This window comes from Streptomyces sp. NPDC024555 (genome assembly GCF_055559335.1).
The window spans coordinates 1-15,291 of sequence record NZ_JBVHKV010000006.1; the positions used below are offsets into that span (position 1 = coordinate 1).

17 protein-coding genes are annotated in these 15,291 nt (G+C 71.1%); 4 read left to right on the top strand and 13 right to left on the bottom strand.

All coding sequences use genetic code 11. The annotated features are described in order from the left end of the window. Window positions 1-126: 126 nt before the first annotated feature. From dapD to ACZ4FH_RS11555, 3 genes are all read right to left on the bottom strand, one after another. Window positions 127-1,116, bottom strand: coding sequence for a 2,3,4,5-tetrahydropyridine-2,6-dicarboxylate N-succinyltransferase (gene dapD / locus ACZ4FH_RS11545; RefSeq protein ID WP_383649637.1), 990 nt, complete (start codon window positions 1,114-1,116; stop codon window positions 127-129). Window positions 1,117-1,248: 132 nt separating this feature from the next. Next, window positions 1,249-2,115, bottom strand: coding sequence for a CU044_5270 family protein (locus ACZ4FH_RS11550; protein WP_467304036.1), 867 nt, complete (start codon window positions 2,113-2,115; stop codon window positions 1,249-1,251). Continuing rightward, the gene (locus tag ACZ4FH_RS11555) at window positions 2,102-2,701 is read right to left on the bottom strand and encodes an RNA polymerase sigma factor (protein ID WP_467304038.1); all 600 of its coding nucleotides are present in this window, start codon (window positions 2,699-2,701) and stop codon (window positions 2,102-2,104) included. Before ACZ4FH_RS11555 ends, ACZ4FH_RS11550 begins: the two co-directional genes overlap by 14 nt. Before the next feature lie 342 nt (window positions 2,702-3,043). Between ACZ4FH_RS11555 and ACZ4FH_RS11560 the strand changes: the two genes are divergently transcribed. Continuing rightward, window positions 3,044-4,048: a DUF7847 domain-containing protein gene (locus ACZ4FH_RS11560; RefSeq protein WP_467304040.1), complete on the top strand. Its 1,005-nt coding sequence runs from the start codon at window positions 3,044-3,046 to the stop codon at window positions 4,046-4,048. 62 nt (window positions 4,049-4,110) lie between these two features. Here the strand turns inward: ACZ4FH_RS11560 and ACZ4FH_RS11565 are convergent, their stop codons facing one another. The 8 genes from ACZ4FH_RS11565 to ACZ4FH_RS11600 all read right to left on the bottom strand — a co-directional run bounded on the left by ACZ4FH_RS11565 (window position 4,111) and on the right by ACZ4FH_RS11600 (window position 10,692). Next, on the bottom strand, window positions 4,111-4,449 hold the full coding sequence (locus ACZ4FH_RS11565) for a metal-sulfur cluster assembly factor (protein WP_383649650.1): 339 nt from the start codon (window positions 4,447-4,449) through the stop codon (window positions 4,111-4,113). Further along, window positions 4,446-4,901 carry a Fe-S cluster assembly sulfur transfer protein SufU gene (gene sufU, locus ACZ4FH_RS11570; protein WP_467304041.1) on the bottom strand — a complete coding sequence of 152 codons (456 nt, stop codon included), beginning with the start codon at window positions 4,899-4,901 and terminating at the stop codon, window positions 4,446-4,448. Before sufU ends, ACZ4FH_RS11565 begins: the two co-directional genes overlap by 4 nt. A gap of 21 nt (window positions 4,902-4,922) precedes the next feature. Next, complete coding sequence (locus tag ACZ4FH_RS11575) at window positions 4,923-6,191, bottom strand: cysteine desulfurase (protein WP_383649656.1); 1,269 nt, start codon at window positions 6,189-6,191, stop codon at window positions 4,923-4,925. Beyond that, entirely contained in the window at window positions 6,188-6,952 is a 765-nt protein-coding gene (gene sufC / locus ACZ4FH_RS11580; protein ID WP_383649661.1) for a Fe-S cluster assembly ATPase SufC, read from the bottom strand. Before sufC ends, ACZ4FH_RS11575 begins: the two co-directional genes overlap by 4 nt. Window positions 6,953-6,959: 7 nt before the next feature. Further along, window positions 6,960-7,277, bottom strand: coding sequence for a bifunctional 3-phenylpropionate/cinnamic acid dioxygenase ferredoxin subunit (locus tag ACZ4FH_RS11585; protein WP_383649665.1), 318 nt, complete (start codon window positions 7,275-7,277; stop codon window positions 6,960-6,962). Continuing rightward, the gene (sufD, locus tag ACZ4FH_RS11590; protein WP_467304044.1) at window positions 7,277-8,458 is read right to left on the bottom strand and encodes a Fe-S cluster assembly protein SufD; all 1,182 of its coding nucleotides are present in this window, start codon (window positions 8,456-8,458) and stop codon (window positions 7,277-7,279) included. Before sufD ends, ACZ4FH_RS11585 begins: the two co-directional genes overlap by 1 nt. 75 nt (window positions 8,459-8,533) lie before the next feature. Further along, on the bottom strand, window positions 8,534-9,955 hold the full coding sequence (gene sufB / locus ACZ4FH_RS11595) for a Fe-S cluster assembly protein SufB (RefSeq protein WP_383649673.1): 1,422 nt from the start codon (window positions 9,953-9,955) through the stop codon (window positions 8,534-8,536). Further along, on the bottom strand, window positions 9,952-10,692 hold the full coding sequence (locus ACZ4FH_RS11600; RefSeq protein WP_383649676.1) for a helix-turn-helix transcriptional regulator: 741 nt from the start codon (window positions 10,690-10,692) through the stop codon (window positions 9,952-9,954). Before ACZ4FH_RS11600 ends, sufB begins: the two co-directional genes overlap by 4 nt. Before the next feature lie 136 nt (window positions 10,693-10,828). Here ACZ4FH_RS11600 and ACZ4FH_RS11605 point away from each other — a divergent pair, with 136 nt between their 5' ends. From ACZ4FH_RS11605 to ACZ4FH_RS11615, 3 genes are all read left to right on the top strand, one after another. After that, on the top strand, window positions 10,829-11,776 hold the full coding sequence (locus tag ACZ4FH_RS11605) for an ABC transporter ATP-binding protein (protein WP_467304046.1): 948 nt from the start codon (window positions 10,829-10,831) through the stop codon (window positions 11,774-11,776). Next, window positions 11,773-12,540 carry an ABC transporter permease gene (locus ACZ4FH_RS11610; protein WP_467304049.1) on the top strand — a complete coding sequence of 256 codons (768 nt, stop codon included), beginning with the start codon at window positions 11,773-11,775 and terminating at the stop codon, window positions 12,538-12,540. Before ACZ4FH_RS11605 ends, ACZ4FH_RS11610 begins: the two co-directional genes overlap by 4 nt. 75 nt (window positions 12,541-12,615) lie before the next feature. Then, window positions 12,616-13,629, top strand: coding sequence for a COX15/CtaA family protein (locus ACZ4FH_RS11615; protein WP_467304051.1), 1,014 nt, complete (start codon window positions 12,616-12,618; stop codon window positions 13,627-13,629). Window positions 13,630-13,713: 84 nt separating this feature from the next. Here ACZ4FH_RS11615 and ACZ4FH_RS11620 read toward each other — a convergent pair whose 3' ends face one another. Together ACZ4FH_RS11620 and ACZ4FH_RS11625 are read right to left on the bottom strand one after the other, a co-directional pair. Continuing rightward, window positions 13,714-14,070 (bottom strand): hypothetical protein, encoded by a 357-nt coding sequence (locus ACZ4FH_RS11620; RefSeq protein WP_467304053.1) that lies wholly within the window; start codon window positions 14,068-14,070, stop codon window positions 13,714-13,716. Window positions 14,071-14,166: 96 nt separating this feature from the next. Beyond that, the gene (locus ACZ4FH_RS11625; RefSeq protein ID WP_467304054.1) at window positions 14,167-15,120 is read right to left on the bottom strand and encodes a heme o synthase; all 954 of its coding nucleotides are present in this window, start codon (window positions 15,118-15,120) and stop codon (window positions 14,167-14,169) included. Window positions 15,121-15,291: the final 171 nt, after the last annotated feature.

Below are 15,291 nucleotides of genomic sequence, written 5' to 3' on the forward strand. Positions count from 1 at the left end.
CTCTCGCCGCACCGGGCACAGGCCCGAGTACGTCCAGTACGAGGACCCGCACCCGGCACACCGAGAGCACGCACCTGACCCCGCAGGGCCGCCCTTCGGGCGACGACGGCAGTGTGACGACAGGCCCTAGTCGTTGCTGTGCAGGACGTCGTTGAGCCCGTCCCAGACCGCGTTGTTCGGGCGGGCCTCGACGGCGCCGGTCACCGAGTTGCGGCGGAAGAGGATGTGCGAGGCGCCGGAGAGCTCGCGCGCCTTGACGACCTGGCCGTCCGGCAGGGTGACCCGGGTGCCCGCGGTGACGTACAGCCCGGCCTCGACGACGCATTCGTCGCCGAGCGCGATGCCGACGCCGGCCTCGGCGCCGACCAGGCAGCGCTCGCCGATCACGATGCGCTCCTTGCCGCCGCCGGAGAGCGTGCCCATGGTGGAGGCGCCGCCGCCGATGTCCGAGCCGTCCCCGACGACGACGCCCGCGGAGATCCGGCCCTCGACCATGGAGGTGCCGAGCGTCCCGGCGTTGAAGTTGACGAAGCCCTCGTGCATCACGGTGGTGCCGGAGGCCAGGTGGGCGCCGAGGCGGACCCGGTCGGCGTCGGCGATCCGGACGCCCTTCGGCGCGACGTAGTCCGTCATGCGCGGGAACTTGTCGACCGAGGTGACCTGGAGGTGCAGGCCCTCGGCGCGGGCGTTGAGCCGCACCTTCTCCAGATCGTCCACGGCCACCGGGCCGAGCGAGGTCCAGGCGACGTTGGCCAGGTGGCCGAAGATGCCGTCCAGGTTCTGTCCGTGCGGCCGCACCAGGCGGTGCGAGAGCAGGTGCAGACGCAGGTAGACGTCGTGGGCGTCGAGCGGCTTGTCGTCGAGCGAGCCGATGACCGTGCGGACGGCGACGACCTCGACCCCGCGGCGGGCGTCGACGCCGATGGCCTTCGCGGCGCCCTCGCCCAGCAGGTTGACGGCCTGCTCGGGGTCGAGCCGCTCGGTTCCGGCGGGGCCGGGCTCGGCGGTGAGCTCGGGGGCGGGGAACCAGGTGTCGAGGACGGAGCCGTCGCCGGCGACGGTGGCGAGGCCGGCGGCGACGGCGCCGGTGGTGCGGGTGGAAGTCGTGTCGGTCATGCCCGAAACCTAACCGGCCGGGGCCCGCTCGGGCCAACCGGTCTCAGCGTCCGGGCGTCGCGCCCGGCGCCGTACGGGAACACCCCCGTGTCCCCCGTACGGCTGCCGGGCGCCGGCCCGCGGCCCCGCCGGTCAGGGGCGTTCCCCGTCGGCGTCGACCAGCGCGGTCCTGACCACCGTGCGGACGCCGTCGGCGGTCGGCGAGTCCAGCGAGCCCCAGCCGGCGTACCGCAGGGTGTCCGCGTCCAGGAGCAGCAGTTCGCGGTCCCCGGCGAAGCCGATCCCGATCACCGGCCGGTGGAGCGCGTCCTCGGTCCGCACCGCCTCCAGGCCGGGCACGGTGGCCATCGCCCGGTAGACGGCGGCGAGCCCCTCCGGGTCGGCGGGCGAGGACGCGGCCAGCAGCGACAGCGCCCGGAAGTCGTGCCGGGCGACCGGCTCCCCGTCGCCGGGGTAGAAGGCGCGGGCCCGTTTCCTCACCTCGGCCGGGGCGGAGGGCAGCCCGGCCAGGAACCGGAAGCGCTCGCGCGGGGAGTGGTCATCGCCCGACCTGCCGTTCTCGAAGGCCGGGTCCGCGTAGCGGTGCCAGCTCTCGCTCCTGCGCGGCCCGCCCGCCTCCTCCCCCGGCCCGTCCTCCCCGGCCCGGACCTCCAGGACCTCGGTGTAGACCCACTGACCGTCCCGGGGCGTGGGGACGGGGTCGTCGGCGACCCGGGCGGCCGCGTCGCGGAGCGCCCCGCCGGCGTCGATCCGTTCGGTGACGACGGGCGCCGCGGCGGGATCCGCGCCCCGGCCGCCGCCGGCGATACCGGCGGTGACGGCCCCGCCCAGGGCGACGGCGGCGACCGTGGCGACGACGGCGAGCCGCCAGTCGGCGCGCACCCGGCGGCGTCCGGCGGCCTCGGTGAGGCGCTGCCGTCCGGCGGCCAGTGCGGCCCGGTCCGGTACGGGCGCGTCGGCGCGCAGTTCGCGCACCAGTGTCATCTCATCCCTGTCCATGAGCCACCTCCAGGCTCTCGGTGACGACCGTGGGATCGCCGCCCATGGCCCGGCGCACCGTGCGGCGGGCCCGGTTGAGGCGCGAGCGGACCGTGCCGATGGGCAGCGAGAGCGCGTCGGCCACCTCCTGGTAGCTGAGGTCCGCCCACGCGATCAGCAGCAGGACGTGCCGGTCGCCCGCGGAGAGCGTGGCGAGCGCGCCCGCGAGCCGGCCGTGGGCGGCCTGCGCGGTGACCCGGTGGTCGGCGCCGTCGGTCCAGGATTCGGCGACCGGGTCGATGCCGGTGCGGGCCAGGGCCCGCAGTGCCCGGATCTCGGTGCGGCGGTGCCGGCCGATCAGATGGGCCGCGATCCCGTAGAGCCAGGGCCGGGCGCTCTCCCGGCCGGTGTCGAAGCGGGCCCGGGAGCGGAAGGCGGTGAGGAAGGTGTCGGCGGTGAGGTCGTCGGCCGCCCCCTCCCCGAGGCGCCGGGCGGCGTAGCGGTGGATGTCGGCGGCATAGCGGTCGTAGAGGAGGGCGAAGGCTTCGGGCTGCTCCAGGGACTGGACGATCACGGCCGCGTCGTCGTCTCTCGGTGGTCCGGTCAACGGTGTCTCCGCTCTTCTTCGGCGTGTGGGCGCGAGGACTGTCGACTGCTGTTGCCCGCAACGGCGTTCCGGGTTCACGCGGGCCGCCGGGGCGGTCCGGCGGGCGGCTCTCCCCAGGGTCTCGCGGCCGGGGGGCGGAGGCCCGGGGCGGGACGGGAACGGGGGGCGCTACCGTGGTCCGTCCAGTACAGGCCAGTTCATGATCGACGGACCGACGGAGCAGCAGTGGCGCAGGACGCGGGGTGGGGCGGTGGCGCGTACGGGGGTTCGCCGTACGGAGGGCCGGGAGGGCCGCCCGGACGGGGTGGCTGGGGCGGCGGCTGGGCGGTGCCGAAACCAGGGGTGATACCCCTGGGGCCGCTGCGGATCGGTGATGTGCTCGGTGGCGCGTTCGCGACCCTGGGCCGGTACGGCAAGCAGCTGTTCGGTGTCGGGGCGGCCGCGTTCGGCGGGGCGCTGGCCGTGATGACGGCCGCCGCGCTGATCGCGTACTCGGCGGTCGCGGACCATGTGGACCGGCTGCTGGCGCTGGACGAGGGGGACCCGGCCGACCGGGCGGACTGGGTGCCGGTCGTCGTCGCGTTCGGCGCGGTCGCGCTGGTGGCGCTCATCACCGGCGTGCTCGCCACGGCGCTGACCTACACGGCGGTGCCGGCGGTCCTCCAGGAGGCGGTCCTGGGCCGTACGACGACGTTCTCGGCGATATGGCGGCGGGCCTGGTCGCGGATGGCCTCCGTGATCGGCACGGTCGTGCTGACCGGGCTGATCGCCATGGTCCCGATGCTGCTCGGCTGGATGGCGTTCGTGGCCCTGATCGTCGGCGCGTTCAGCATGGACGGGGGCGGCGGGGCGGTCGCCCTGGTCGTGGTCGGCTTCCTGGGCTTCGTGGCGACGGCGCCGCTGGCGCTCTGGCTCTGGGTCAAGTTCAGTCTGGCGCCGTCGGTCGCCGTGTTCGAGACCCAGGGGCCGGTGGCGGCGATGCGCCGGTCGTTCCAACTGGTGCGCGGCGACTGGTGGCGGATCCTCGGCATCACGCTGCTGGCCGGGGTGATGGCCATGGTGGCGAGCTATGTGATCCAGATGCCGTTCACGTTCATCGGGATGTTCTCCGGGATGCTCGGCTCGATGAGCCTGGGCGACGACCCGAACACGGCGTCCGTGCTGGTCGCGCTGAGCGGCTACGCGGGCTCGCTGCTGCTCGGCCAGATGGTCAGCCAGCTGGTCGTGTCCACGTTCCCGCCGCTGGTGACGGGGCTGCTGTACGTGGACCGCCGCATCCGTACGGAGAACCTCGGCCCGGTCCTGGCCGAGGCCGCTGCGGAGCCCCGGCAGTACGAGGAGGAGTGACCGTGAGCGCGGAACGGCCCCCGGCGGATGCCGGGGGCCGTTCTCGACGCGTACGGGAGGGCTCAGACGTTGAAGCCCAGCGCGCGCAGCTGCTCGCGGCCGTCGTCCGTGATCTTGTCCGGGCCCCACGGCGGCATCCAGACCCAGTTGATCCGGAGTTCGCTGACGATGCCGTCGGTGGCGGACCGGGCCTGGTCCTCGATGACGTCGGTCAGCGGACAGGCCGCGGACGTCAGGGTCATGTCGAGGGTGGCGATGTTGGCGTCGTCGATGTGGATGCCGTAGATCAGCCCCAGATTGACGACGTCGATGCCCAGCTCGGGGTCGACGACGTCGTACAACGCCTCGCGGACCTCCTCCTCGGAGGCCGGCTTGGTGGTAAGAGTCTCGTTCTCGCTCATGCCGTCTTCCCTTCGGACAGCGCCTTGGCCGTCGCGTCCTTCCACGCCATCCAGCTCAGCAGCGCGCACTTCACCCGGGCCGGGTACTTGGAGACGCCGGCGAACGCGACCGCGTCCTCCAGCACCTCCTCCATCGCGTCGTCCGGCTCCAGCTGGCCCTTGGACTGCATCAGCTCCAGGAACACCTCCTGGATCTTCTGCGCCTCGGCCAGCTCCTTGCCGACCAGCAGCTCGTTCAGCACGGAGGCGCTGGCCTGGCTGATGGAGCAGCCCTGCCCCTCGTAGCTGACGTCCGCGAGGGTGTCGCCGTCGTAGCGCACCCGCAGCGTGATCTCGTCGCCGCACGTCGGATTGACGTGGTGCACCTCGGCGTCGCCGTCCCGCAGGCCGCGCCCGTGGGGGTGCTTGTAGTGGTCCAGGATCACGTCCTGGTACATCGAGTCAAGCTTCACCAGTCAACCCTCAGCCGCTGTCTAACCGAAAAAGTTCCGGACGTGTTCCAGACCGTCCACCAGGGCGTCGACCTCGGCGGGCGTGGAGTACAGATAGAACGACGCTCGCGTCGTCGCAGGAATTCCGTACCTCAGGCAGACGGGCCGTGCGCAGTGGTGTCCGACCCGGACCGCGATGCCCTGCTCGTCGAGGACCTGGCCCACGTCGTGCGGGTGGATGTCACCGAGCGTGAAGGAGATCGTGGCGCCGCGGTCCTCCGCGGTGGCCGGACCGATGATCCGGAGGTCCGGGACCTCCAGCAGGCGCTTCACCGCGTATCCGGCGATGGCCTGCTCATGGCGGTGGATGTTCTCCATGCCGACGGCCGTGAGGTAGTCCACCGCCGCGCCGAGGCCGACGGCCTGGGCGATCGGGGGCGTACCGGCCTCGAACTTGTGCGGCGCCGGGGCGTACGTCGACGAGTGCATCGACACGGTCTCGATCATCTCGCCGCCGCCGAGGAACGGGGGCAGGTCCTCCAGGAGCTCCTGCCGTCCCCAGAGGACGCCGATGCCGGTCGGGCCGACCATCTTGTGGCCGGTGAAGGCCACGAAGTCGGCCTGCAGCGCCTGCACGTCCAGCACCATGTGCGGGGCGGCCTGCGAGGCGTCGACGCAGACGAGGGCACCGACCTCCTGGGCGCGCCGGACGATCTTCTCGACCGGGTTGATCGTGCCCATGATGTTCGAGACCAGCGTGAAGGAGACGATCTTCGTCTTCTCGGTGATGATCTCGTCGATGTTCGACAGGTCGAGCCGGCCGTCGTCCGTGATGCCGAACCACTTCAGCTTGGCGCCGGTGCGCTGCGAGAGCAGCTGCCACGGCACGATGTTGGAGTGGTGCTCCATCTCGGTGGTGACGATCTCGGTCTCGTGGTCGACCCGGTAGGGCTCGTCGGCCCAGCCGAGCATGTTGGCCACGAGGTTGAGCGACTCGGAGGCGTTCTTGGTGAAGATCACCTCGTTGCGGCTGGGCGCGTTGATGAACGCGGCGACCTTGTCACGGGCGCCCTCGTAGAGCGCCGTGGCCTCCTCCGCGATCGTGTACACGCCGCGGTGCACATTGGCGTTGTGCCGCTCGTAGTACTCGTTGAGGGCGTCGAGCACCTGGCGCGGCTTCTGCGAGGTCGCCGCGCTGTCCAGATAAACGATCTTCTTCCCGTCGTGGACCGTGCGGTCCAGCAGGGGGAAGTCCTTGCGGATCGCCTCGGTGTCGAGGAGGCCGGTGAGCCCCTGGCGGGCGTCAGTCACGCGGAAGCGCCACCCTTCACATATGCCTCGTAGCCCTCGTTCTCCAGCTTGTCGGCCAGCTCGGCGCCGCCGGACTCGGCGATGCGGCCGTTGGCGAAGACGTGCACGAAGTCGGGCTTGATGTACCGGAGGATCCGGGTGTAGTGCGTGATCAGCAGGGTGCCGACCTCGCCGGTCGAGCGGACCCGGTTGACGCCCTCGGAGACGATGCGCAGGGCGTCGACGTCGAGGCCGGAGTCGGTCTCGTCGAGGATCGCGACCTTCGGCTTGAGGAGCTCCAGCTGAAGGATCTCGTGGCGCTTCTTCTCACCGCCGGAGAAGCCCTCGTTGACGTTGCGCTCGGCGAAGGACGGGTCCATCTGGAGGCCGGACATGGTCTCCTTGACCTCCTTCACCCAGGTGCGCAGCTTGGGGGCCTCGCCGCGGACGGCGGTGGCGGAGGTGCGCAGGAAGTTGGAGACCGAGACGCCGGGGATCTCGACCGGGTACTGCATGGCGAGGAACAGGCCGGCGCGGGCGCGCTCGTCGACGGACATCGCGAGGACGTCCTCGCCGTCCAGCGTGACGGTGCCGCTGGTGACGGTGTACTTGGGGTGTCCCGCCAGCGAGTACGCGAGGGTGGACTTGCCGGACCCGTTGGGGCCCATGATGGCGTGGGTCTCGCCCTGCTTCACGGTCAGGTCGACGCCCTTGAGGATCTCCTTCGTGGCGTTGTCGGCCTCGACGGTGACATGCAGGTCGCGGATTTCAAGCGTTGCCATGGGTGACTCAGGACTCCTGGGTGACGGAGACGAGCACATCGTCCCCTTCGATCTTGACGGGGTATACGGGGACGGGGCGCGTCGCGGGAAGGCCGGACGGCTTGCCGGTGCGCAGGTCGAAGCTCGATCCGTGCAGCCAGCACTCGATCATGCAGTCCTCGACCTCGCCCTCGGAGAGCGAGACGTTCGCGTGCGAGCAGATGTCGTTGATCGCGAACACCTCGCCCTCGGTGCGGACGACGGAGACCGGCGTGCCGTCGAGTTCCACCCGCTTGGGGGTGTCCTCCTCCAGCTCGCTCAGCGTGCACGCCTTGACGAAGGCCATCAGACGGACGCCTTCAGCTCGGCCTCGATCTTGTCGAGGAGACGGGCCTCGACGTCGGGCAGTCCGATCTGCTGGACCAGTTCCGCGAAGAATCCGCGCACGACGAGGCGGCGGGCCTCCTCGGCGGGGATACCGCGGGACTGGAGGTAGAACAGCTGCTCGTCGTCGAAGCGGCCGGTCGCGGAGGCGTGGCCGGCGCCGACGATCTCGCCGGTCTCGATCTCCAGGTTGGGCACGGAGTCGACCCGGGCACCGTCGGTGAGGACCAGGTTGCGGTTCATCTCGTAGGTGTCGGTGCCCTCGGCGGCGGCCTGGATGAGGACGTCGCCGATCCATACGGCGTGGGCGCCGTCGCCCTGCAGCGCGCCCTTGTAGGCCACGTTGGAGGTGCAGTGCGGGGTGTTGTGGTCGACCAGGAGGCGGTGCTCCTGGTGCTGGCCCCGGTCGGTGAAGTAGAGGCCGAACAGCTCGGCCGAGCCGCCGGTGCCCGCGTAGGCGATCCGCGGGTGGAGCCGGACGACGTCCCCGCCGAAGGTGACGACGACGGACTTGAAGGTGGCGTCGCGGCCGACCAGCGCGTTGTGCTGGCCGACGTGGACCGCCTGCTCGTCCCAGTCCTGGACGGAGACGACGGTGAGCTTGGCCCCGTCGCCCAGGACGTAGTCGACGTTGGCGGCGAGCACGGCGTCACCGGTGTGGTCGATGACGACGAGGGCCTCGGCGAAGGCGCCCAGCTCGATGACCTGGTGGCCGAAGGCGACGCCGCCCTCGCCGTGCACCGCGATGCGGATCGGCTCGGTGAGCACGGCCTCCTTGGGGACCGTGACGACGGTGGCCTGCTCGAAGGACGAGTACGCCTGGGCGGCGACCCGGTCCACCGGCGTGCCGGCCCTGCCGAGGCGGGCGTCGTCGCGGCCGACGGTCTCGACCGTGACACCGGCGGGGGCCTCGACGGCGACCTTCACCCCGCCGCCGTTGGCGACGGCCGTGCCGTCGTGCAGTCCGCGCAGCCGCTCCAGCGGGGTGAACCGCCACTCCTCCTCGCGGCCGTGCGGGACCGGGAAGTCCGCGACGTCGAAGGACGGCGGCGCGCTCATGCGCGTGGCGACGGTCGACTCGGCGGCCACCGCGATGGAACCGGCGGTCGTGGACCCCGCAGGAATGTTCTGAGCCTCAGCCATGGCTGTCGTAGTGCTCGCTTTCTCGGTCGGACAGGTGTCGGGGGATGCGGTCGGGCTGCGTACGGGAGACGCCTCCTAGCCGACCGAACCCTCCATCTGCAGCTCGATCAGCCGGTTCAGCTCCAGGGCGTACTCCATCGGCAGCTCCTTGGCGATCGGCTCGACGAAGCCGCGCACGATCATCGCCATGGCCTCGAACTCGGTCATGCCGCGGCTCATCAGGTAGAAGAGCTGGTCCTCGGAGACCTTGGAGACGGTCGCCTCGTGGCCCATCGACACGTCGTCCTCGCGGACGTCGACGTACGGGTAGGTGTCGGAGCGCGAGACGGTGTCGACGAGCAGCGCGTCGCAGAGCACGTTGGACTTCGCGCCCGGCGCGCCCTCGCCGATCTCGATCAGACCGCGGTAGGAGGTGCGGCCGCCGCCCCGGGCCACCGACTTGGAGACGATGTTGGAGGAGGTGTTGGGCGCCATGTGGACCATCTTGGCTCCGGCGTCCTGGTGCTGGCCCTCGCCCGCGAAGGCGATGGACAGGGTCTCGCCCTTGGCGTGCTCGCCCATCAGGTAGACGGCCGGGTACTTCATGGTGACCTTGGAGCCGATGTTGCCGTCGACCCACTCCATGGTCGCGCCCTCGTAGGCCACGGCGCGCTTGGTGACCAGGTTGTAGACGTTGTTCGACCAGTTCTGGATCGTCGTGTAGCGGCAGCGGCCGCCCTTCTTCACGATGATCTCGACGACCGCGGAGTGCAGCGAGTCCGAGGAGTAGATCGGCGCGGTGCAGCCCTCGACGTAGTGGACGTAGGCGTCCTCGTCGACGATGATCAGCGTCCGCTCGAACTGGCCCATGTTCTCCGTGTTGATACGGAAGTAGGCCTGGAGCGGGATGTCGACGTGGACGCCCTTGGGCACGTAGATGAACGAGCCGCCGGACCACACGGCCGAGTTCAGCGAGGCGAACTTGTTGTCACCGACGGGGATGACGGTGCCGAAGTACTCCTTGAAGAGCTCGGGGTGCTCCTTCAGCGCGGTGTCGGTGTCGAGGAAGATGACGCCCTGCTCCTCCAGGTCCTCGCGGATCTGGTGGTAGACGACCTCGGACTCGTACTGCGCGGCGACGCCGGCGACCAGGCGCTGCTTCTCCGCCTCGGGGATGCCGAGCTTGTCGTACGTGTTCTTGATGTCCTCGGGCAGGTCCTCCCAGGACTCCGCCTGCTTCTCCGTCGAACGGACGAAGTACTTGATGTTGTCGAAGTCGATGCCGGTGAGGTCGGAGCCCCAGCTGGGCATGGGCTTCTTGTCGAAGAGCTTGAGGCCCTTGAGACGCAGCTTCAGCATCCAGTCGGGCTCGTTCTTCTTCTCCGAGATGTCGCGGACGACGGCCTCGGAGAGACCGCGCTTGGCCGCCGCGCCTGCCTCGTCGGAGTCGGCCCAGCCGAATTCGTACGTGCCCAGGCCTTCGAGCTCAGGGTGGGCAGTCTCCGTGGGGAGCGTCATGCGGGGTTCCTCCCGGCTGTGCTTGCAGATGCTGAATCGGTGGTCTGTGGGGTGGGGTGTCCGCTGCGCGGAATGTACGTCGTACACACCCCGTCGCCATGGGCGATGGTGGCAAGACGCTGCACATGGGTCCCCAGGAGGCTGGAGAAGATCTCCGTCTCCGCCTCGCACAGCTGCGGGTACTGCTCGGCGACATGTGCGACCGGGCAGTGGTGCTGGCACAGCTGCTCGCCCTGCTGCGGGGCCGGCGCGCTGCGCGCCGTAGCAGCGTACCCGTCGGCGGACAAGGCCTTGGCCAACGCCTCCGTGCGCGCCTCGGGGTCGGCGGCCTCGATCGCCGCCCGGTAGGCGGCCGACTGGTCGGCGACCCGGGCACGGGCGAACGCCATGACCGCCGCGTCGCCCGCCGTCTCGGCGATCCAGCGCAGGGCGTCCGCGGCGAGGGCGTCGTACGACTGGTCGAAGGCGTCCCGGCCGCAGTCGGTCAGGGCGAACACCTTGGCCGGGCGGCCGCGGGTCCGCGCCCCGTAGATCCGCTGCTCGCGCGGTTCGACGACATCGTCGGAGACGAGGGCGTCGAGATGGCGGCGGACGGCCGCCTGGGTCAGCCCCAGGCGCATCGCCAGCTCGGCGACGGTCGACGGGCCGTGGTCCAGGATGGACCGCGCGACCCGGTTGCGCGTCGAGCGCTCACCGGTCGCGAGTTCCTCCTGCGGAGCCTCGCCCGTGTATTTCACAACGCCATTGTTGCGTAATTCATCCGGCCCTGACAACCACGGTCCGGAACGATCAAAGGTGGAATCCATCACTTAGGGTTACCTAATCAGGCCCCCGGGCAGGGCCTCCTCCGGCCGCTGCCTAGAATTGCGGCCCATGAGGAGCGAGCCCGTTTCACCCCCGTCCGGCCCGGTCGTCCAGATCCGCGGCCTGGTGAAGCGGTACGGCACCAGGACCGCCGTGGCCGGCCTGGACCTGGACGTCGCGGCCGGCGCGGTCACCGCGGTCCTCGGCCCCAACGGCGCCGGGAAGACCACCACCGTCGAGACCTGCGAGGGCTACCGCCGCCCCGACGCCGGCACGGTCCGGGTCCTCGGCCTCGACCCGGTCGCCGACGCCGCCCGGCTGCGCCCCCGGATCGGCGTGATGCTCCAGTCCGGCGGCGTCTACTCCGGCGCCCGCGCCGACGAGATGCTCCGCCACATGGCGAGACTGCACGCCCACCCGCTCGACGTGGACACCCTGATCGAACGGCTCGGCCTCGGCGGCTGCGGCCGCACCACCTACCGCCGGCTCTCCGGCGGCCAGCAGCAGCGGCTCGCCCTGGCCATGGCGGTCGTCGGCCGCCCCGAACTGGTCTTCCTCGACGAGCCGACCGCCGGTCTCGACCCGCAGGCCCGCCGCTCCACCTGGGAGCTGGTCCGGGAGCTGCGCGCCGACGGGGTCTCCGTGATCCTCACCACGCACTTCATGGACGAGGCCGAGGAGCTGGCCGACGACGTCGCCATCATCGACGCCGGGCGGATCGTCGCCCAGGGCAGCCCCGAGGCCCTGTGCCGCGGCGGCGCCGAGAACACCCTCCGCTTCACCGGGCGCCCCGGGCTCGACCTCGGCTCCCTGCTCAAGGCGCTGCCCGACGGCACGGAGGCCGCGGAGCTCGCCACCGGCGCGTACCGCATCACCGGCGACGTCGACCCCCAGCTGCTGGCCACCGTCACCTCCTGGTGCGCCCAGCACGGTGTGATGCCCTCCGGCATCTCCGTGGAGCGCCACACCCTGGAGGACGTCTTCCTCGAACTGACCGGCAAGGAGCTGCGCGCATGAGCGCCGGTACGTACGCCCCCCGGCCGGGCGCCGCCCCGCTGACCCGCATGATCGCCGCGCAGACCGCGCTGGAGACCCGGATGCTGCTGCGCAACGGCGAGCAGCTGCTGCTGACGGTGATCATCCCGACGCTGCTGCTGGTGCTGTTCAGCGCCGTCGACGTGGTGGACACCGGGGCGGGCGATCCGGTGGACTTCCTGGCCCCCGGCATCCTCGCGCTCGCGGTGATGTCCACCGCGTTCACCGGCCAGGCCATCGCCACCGGCTTCGAGCGGCGGTACGGGGTGCTCAAGCGGCTCGCGGCCTCGCCGCTCCCCCGCTGGGCGCTGATGACCTCGAAGACCCTCGCGGTGCTGGTGACCGAGGTCCTCCAGGTGGTGCTGCTCACCGCGGTCGCCCTGGCGCTCGGCTGGTCGCCGCACGGCAACCCGTTCGCCGTGCTGCTGCTCCTGGTGCTGGGGACGGCCGCGTTCTCCGGTCTGGGGCTGCTGATGGCCGGCACACTGAAGGCGGAGGCGACGCTGGCCGCCGCCAATCTGGTCTTCCTGCTGCTGCTGGTCGGCGGGGGCGTCGTCGTGCCGCTGGACAAGTTCCCCGGGCCGGTGCGTTCGGTGCTGGAGCTGCTGCCGATCTCGGCGCTGTCCGACGGTCTGCGGGACGTACTCCAGCACGGGGCGGCGCTGCCCTGGGGCGAGGCCGGGATCCTGGCCGTGTGGGCCGTGCTGGGGCTCGGCGCGGCGGCCCGGTTCTTCCGCTGGGAGTGAGCCCGCGGCAGCGCTCCGTAGGCGATTGGGGTAACTCGTCCCCCTCGTGAAAGCTTGCACAAGCCGCCGCCTACGATGGTGCGCGTGCCCAAGCTGACCCGAGCCGAAGTCGCTCAAGCCGCGCGGAATCCGCTGCTCTTCATCGCCGAACGCTGGACGCCGACGCCGCGTACGGTCCGTCGCGCCGCGATGACGGCCGTCGTCATGGCGGTCGTCATCGTCGTCACGGGCGGGGCCGTCCGGCTCACGGGCTCCGGCCTCGGCTGCCCGACCTGGCCCAAGTGCACCGACGAGAGCCTGACGGCGACCAGCGCGATGGGCTTCCACGGGGCGATCGAGTTCGGCAACCGGATGCTGACCTACGTGCTGTGCGCGGCGGTGGGCTGGGCGATCATCGCCGCCCGCGCCGCGAAGCCGTGGCGGCGGAGCGTGACCCGGCTGGGCTGGGCGCAGTTCTGGGTGGTCATGGGCAATGCCGTGCTCGGCGGCATCGTGGTCCTGGTCGGCCTGAACCCGTACACCGTCGCGGCCCACTTCCTGCTCTCCACGGCGCTGCTGACCCTCGCTGTGGTGATGTGGCAGCGCATCCGGGAGGGCGACGAGGCACCGCGTCCGCTGGTCGGCAAGGCGGTCGCGCAGCTCACCTGGCTGCTGACGGTCGCCGCCGGTCTGCTGGTGGCGGTCGGCACGGTGGTCACGGGCGCCGGGCGGCACGCGGGCGACTCCAGCGATGTGCACCGCATCCCGATCGACTGGAAGATGATCGCCCAGCTGCACGCCGACCTGGCCTGGGTCGTGGTGGCGCTGACCGTCGCGCTCTGGTTCGTCCTGAAGGCCGTGGACGCGCCGGTGGGCCCGCTGCACCGCACCCGGGACCTGTTCCTCGTGCTGCTGTCGCAGGGCGTCATCGGGTATGTCCAGTACTTCACCGACACGCCCGAGATCCTGGTCGGTCTGCACATGCTCGGCTCGTGCCTGGTGTGGATCGGGGTCGTGCGGGTCGTGCTGTCGCTGCGCGAGCGTCCGGTGGCCGGGGCGCCGCTGCCCGGCCCGGCGGCCGAGCGGCCCGAGCCCGCGACGACGGGCTGACCGAAACGCCTGCATACGCGTGCGGGGCTTCGGTACGGCGGCTGAGCCGCCCGTACCGGAGCCCCGCACGCGTATGGGGGTGTCTCAGGCCTCGTTGGAGGGGCCGCCGACCTGGATGCCGGCCATCCGGCTCCACTCGTACGGGCCCGTGCGGACCTTCGCGGCGAACTCGCCGTCGAAGGACTCGTGCATCGTGATCCCGGACTTCTGCGCGGCGCTCTCGGCGACGGCGTACGAGGGGGCCACCAGGTCGCCCCAGCCGCCGTCCTCGCCCACCAGGACGATGCGGGTGCCCATCTCGCCGATGTAGGCGAGCTGCCCCTCGGCGCCGCCGTGCGCCTTCGCGAAGGCGCCGATCTGCTTGGCCAGCCGGGCCGCCCTGCGCTCCGCGCGCGCCGCCTGCCTGCCGTCCACCTGCTGGGTCTCAGCCGTCTCTGCCATGCACAGGATGCTACCGACCGGTAGATCAACGTGCGACGGGCGGGGAGCGTGGCGTGGGCCACGCTCCCCGCCCGTCGGCGGGGTCGAGCGCTGCGGCTACCGCAGGAAGGGGTCCACCGCCACGGCGACGAACAGCAGCGAGACATAGGTGATCGACCAGTGGAACAGCCGCATCTCCTTGAGCTTCGCACCCGTCACCCCGGCCTTGGCCCGGCTGAGCAGGGCGTGTGCCTCCCAGAGCCAGAAGCCGCCGGTCAGCAGGGCCACCGCGGTGTAGAACCAGCCGGTGTAGCCCAGCGGGGTCAGCAGCAGCGAGACGGCGACCATCACCCAGCTGTAGACGACGATCTGGCGGGCCACCACCCGGTTGGAGGCGAGGACCGGGAGCATCGGGACGCCGACGCGGGCGTAGTCGTCCTTGACCTTCATGGAGAGCGGCCAGTAGTGCGGCGGCGTCCAGAAGAAGATGACGGCGAAGAGGATCACCGCGGCCCAGGACATCGAGTTCGTCACGGCCGACCAGCCGATGAGGACGGGCATGCAGCCGGCGATGCCGCCCCAGACGATGTTCTGCGCGGTGCGGCGCTTCAGCAGCATCGTGTAGACGACGACGTAGAAGAGCAGGGCGCCGAGCGACAGTGCCGCCGACAGCCAGTTGACCAGCAGGCCGAACCAGACCGTCGAGACCACCGCGAGGGTGATGCCGAAGGCCAGGCACTCGCGCGGCGACACCATGCCGGTGACCAGCGGGCGCTGGGACGTACGGTCCATCAGCGCGTCGATGTCGCGGTCGATGTACATGTTCAGCGCATTGGCACCACCGGCGGACAGATAGCCGCCGATCGTGGTTGTGAGCACGAGCCACAGGTCGGGTACACCCTGAGCGGCCAGGAACATCACCGGAACAGTGGTGATCAGCAACAGCTCGATGATCCGAGGCTTGGTCAGTGCCACGAAGGCCTTGACACGGGCCCCGAACGGGCGATGGCCCCCTGGGCTCGGAGTCAAGGCGACCCCTGCGGGTCGGGACTCGACGGCCGTCACGCACACCCCTGACAGAGAAATCCCAGCAAGCTCCGGGTGTGAGGGCCCGGTAAAGACTTGCGCGAACCCGACCACTGTAGACGTTGGGGACACGCCGTCCTTCGCGGGGGTGGGGTCGTGTTGATGTGGCGCGCGGTACCGCGTCGCGGCGGGTGCGCGCGCGTTCGCACACCCCTG

Bases quoted from the DNA above. Each gene is read 5' to 3' on its own strand.
- dapD (WP_383649637.1), bottom strand. From the start codon at position 1,116: ATGACCGACACGACTTCCACCCGCACCACCGGCGCCGTCGCCGCCGGC.
- ACZ4FH_RS11550 (WP_467304036.1), bottom strand. From the start codon at position 2,115: ATGGACAGGGATGAGATGACACTGGTGCGCGAACTGCGCGCCGACGCG.
- ACZ4FH_RS11565 (WP_383649650.1), bottom strand. From the start codon at position 4,449: ATGAGCGAGAACGAGACTCTTACCACCAAGCCGGCCTCCGAGGAGGAG.
- sufC (WP_383649661.1), bottom strand. From the start codon at position 6,952: ATGGCAACGCTTGAAATCCGCGACCTGCATGTCACCGTCGAGGCCGAC.
- ACZ4FH_RS11585 (WP_383649665.1), bottom strand. From the start codon at position 7,277: ATGGCCTTCGTCAAGGCGTGCACGCTGAGCGAGCTGGAGGAGGACACC.
- sufD (WP_467304044.1), bottom strand. From the start codon at position 8,458: ATGGCTGAGGCTCAGAACATTCCTGCGGGGTCCACGACCGCCGGTTCC.
- sufB (WP_383649673.1), bottom strand. From the start codon at position 9,955: ATGACGCTCCCCACGGAGACTGCCCACCCTGAGCTCGAAGGCCTGGGC.
- ACZ4FH_RS11605 (WP_467304046.1), top strand. From the start codon at position 10,829: ATGAGGAGCGAGCCCGTTTCACCCCCGTCCGGCCCGGTCGTCCAGATC.
- ACZ4FH_RS11610 (WP_467304049.1), top strand. From the start codon at position 11,773: ATGAGCGCCGGTACGTACGCCCCCCGGCCGGGCGCCGCCCCGCTGACC.
- ACZ4FH_RS11615 (WP_467304051.1), top strand. From the start codon at position 12,616: ATGGTGCGCGTGCCCAAGCTGACCCGAGCCGAAGTCGCTCAAGCCGCG.
- ACZ4FH_RS11620 (WP_467304053.1), bottom strand. From the start codon at position 14,070: ATGGCAGAGACGGCTGAGACCCAGCAGGTGGACGGCAGGCAGGCGGCG.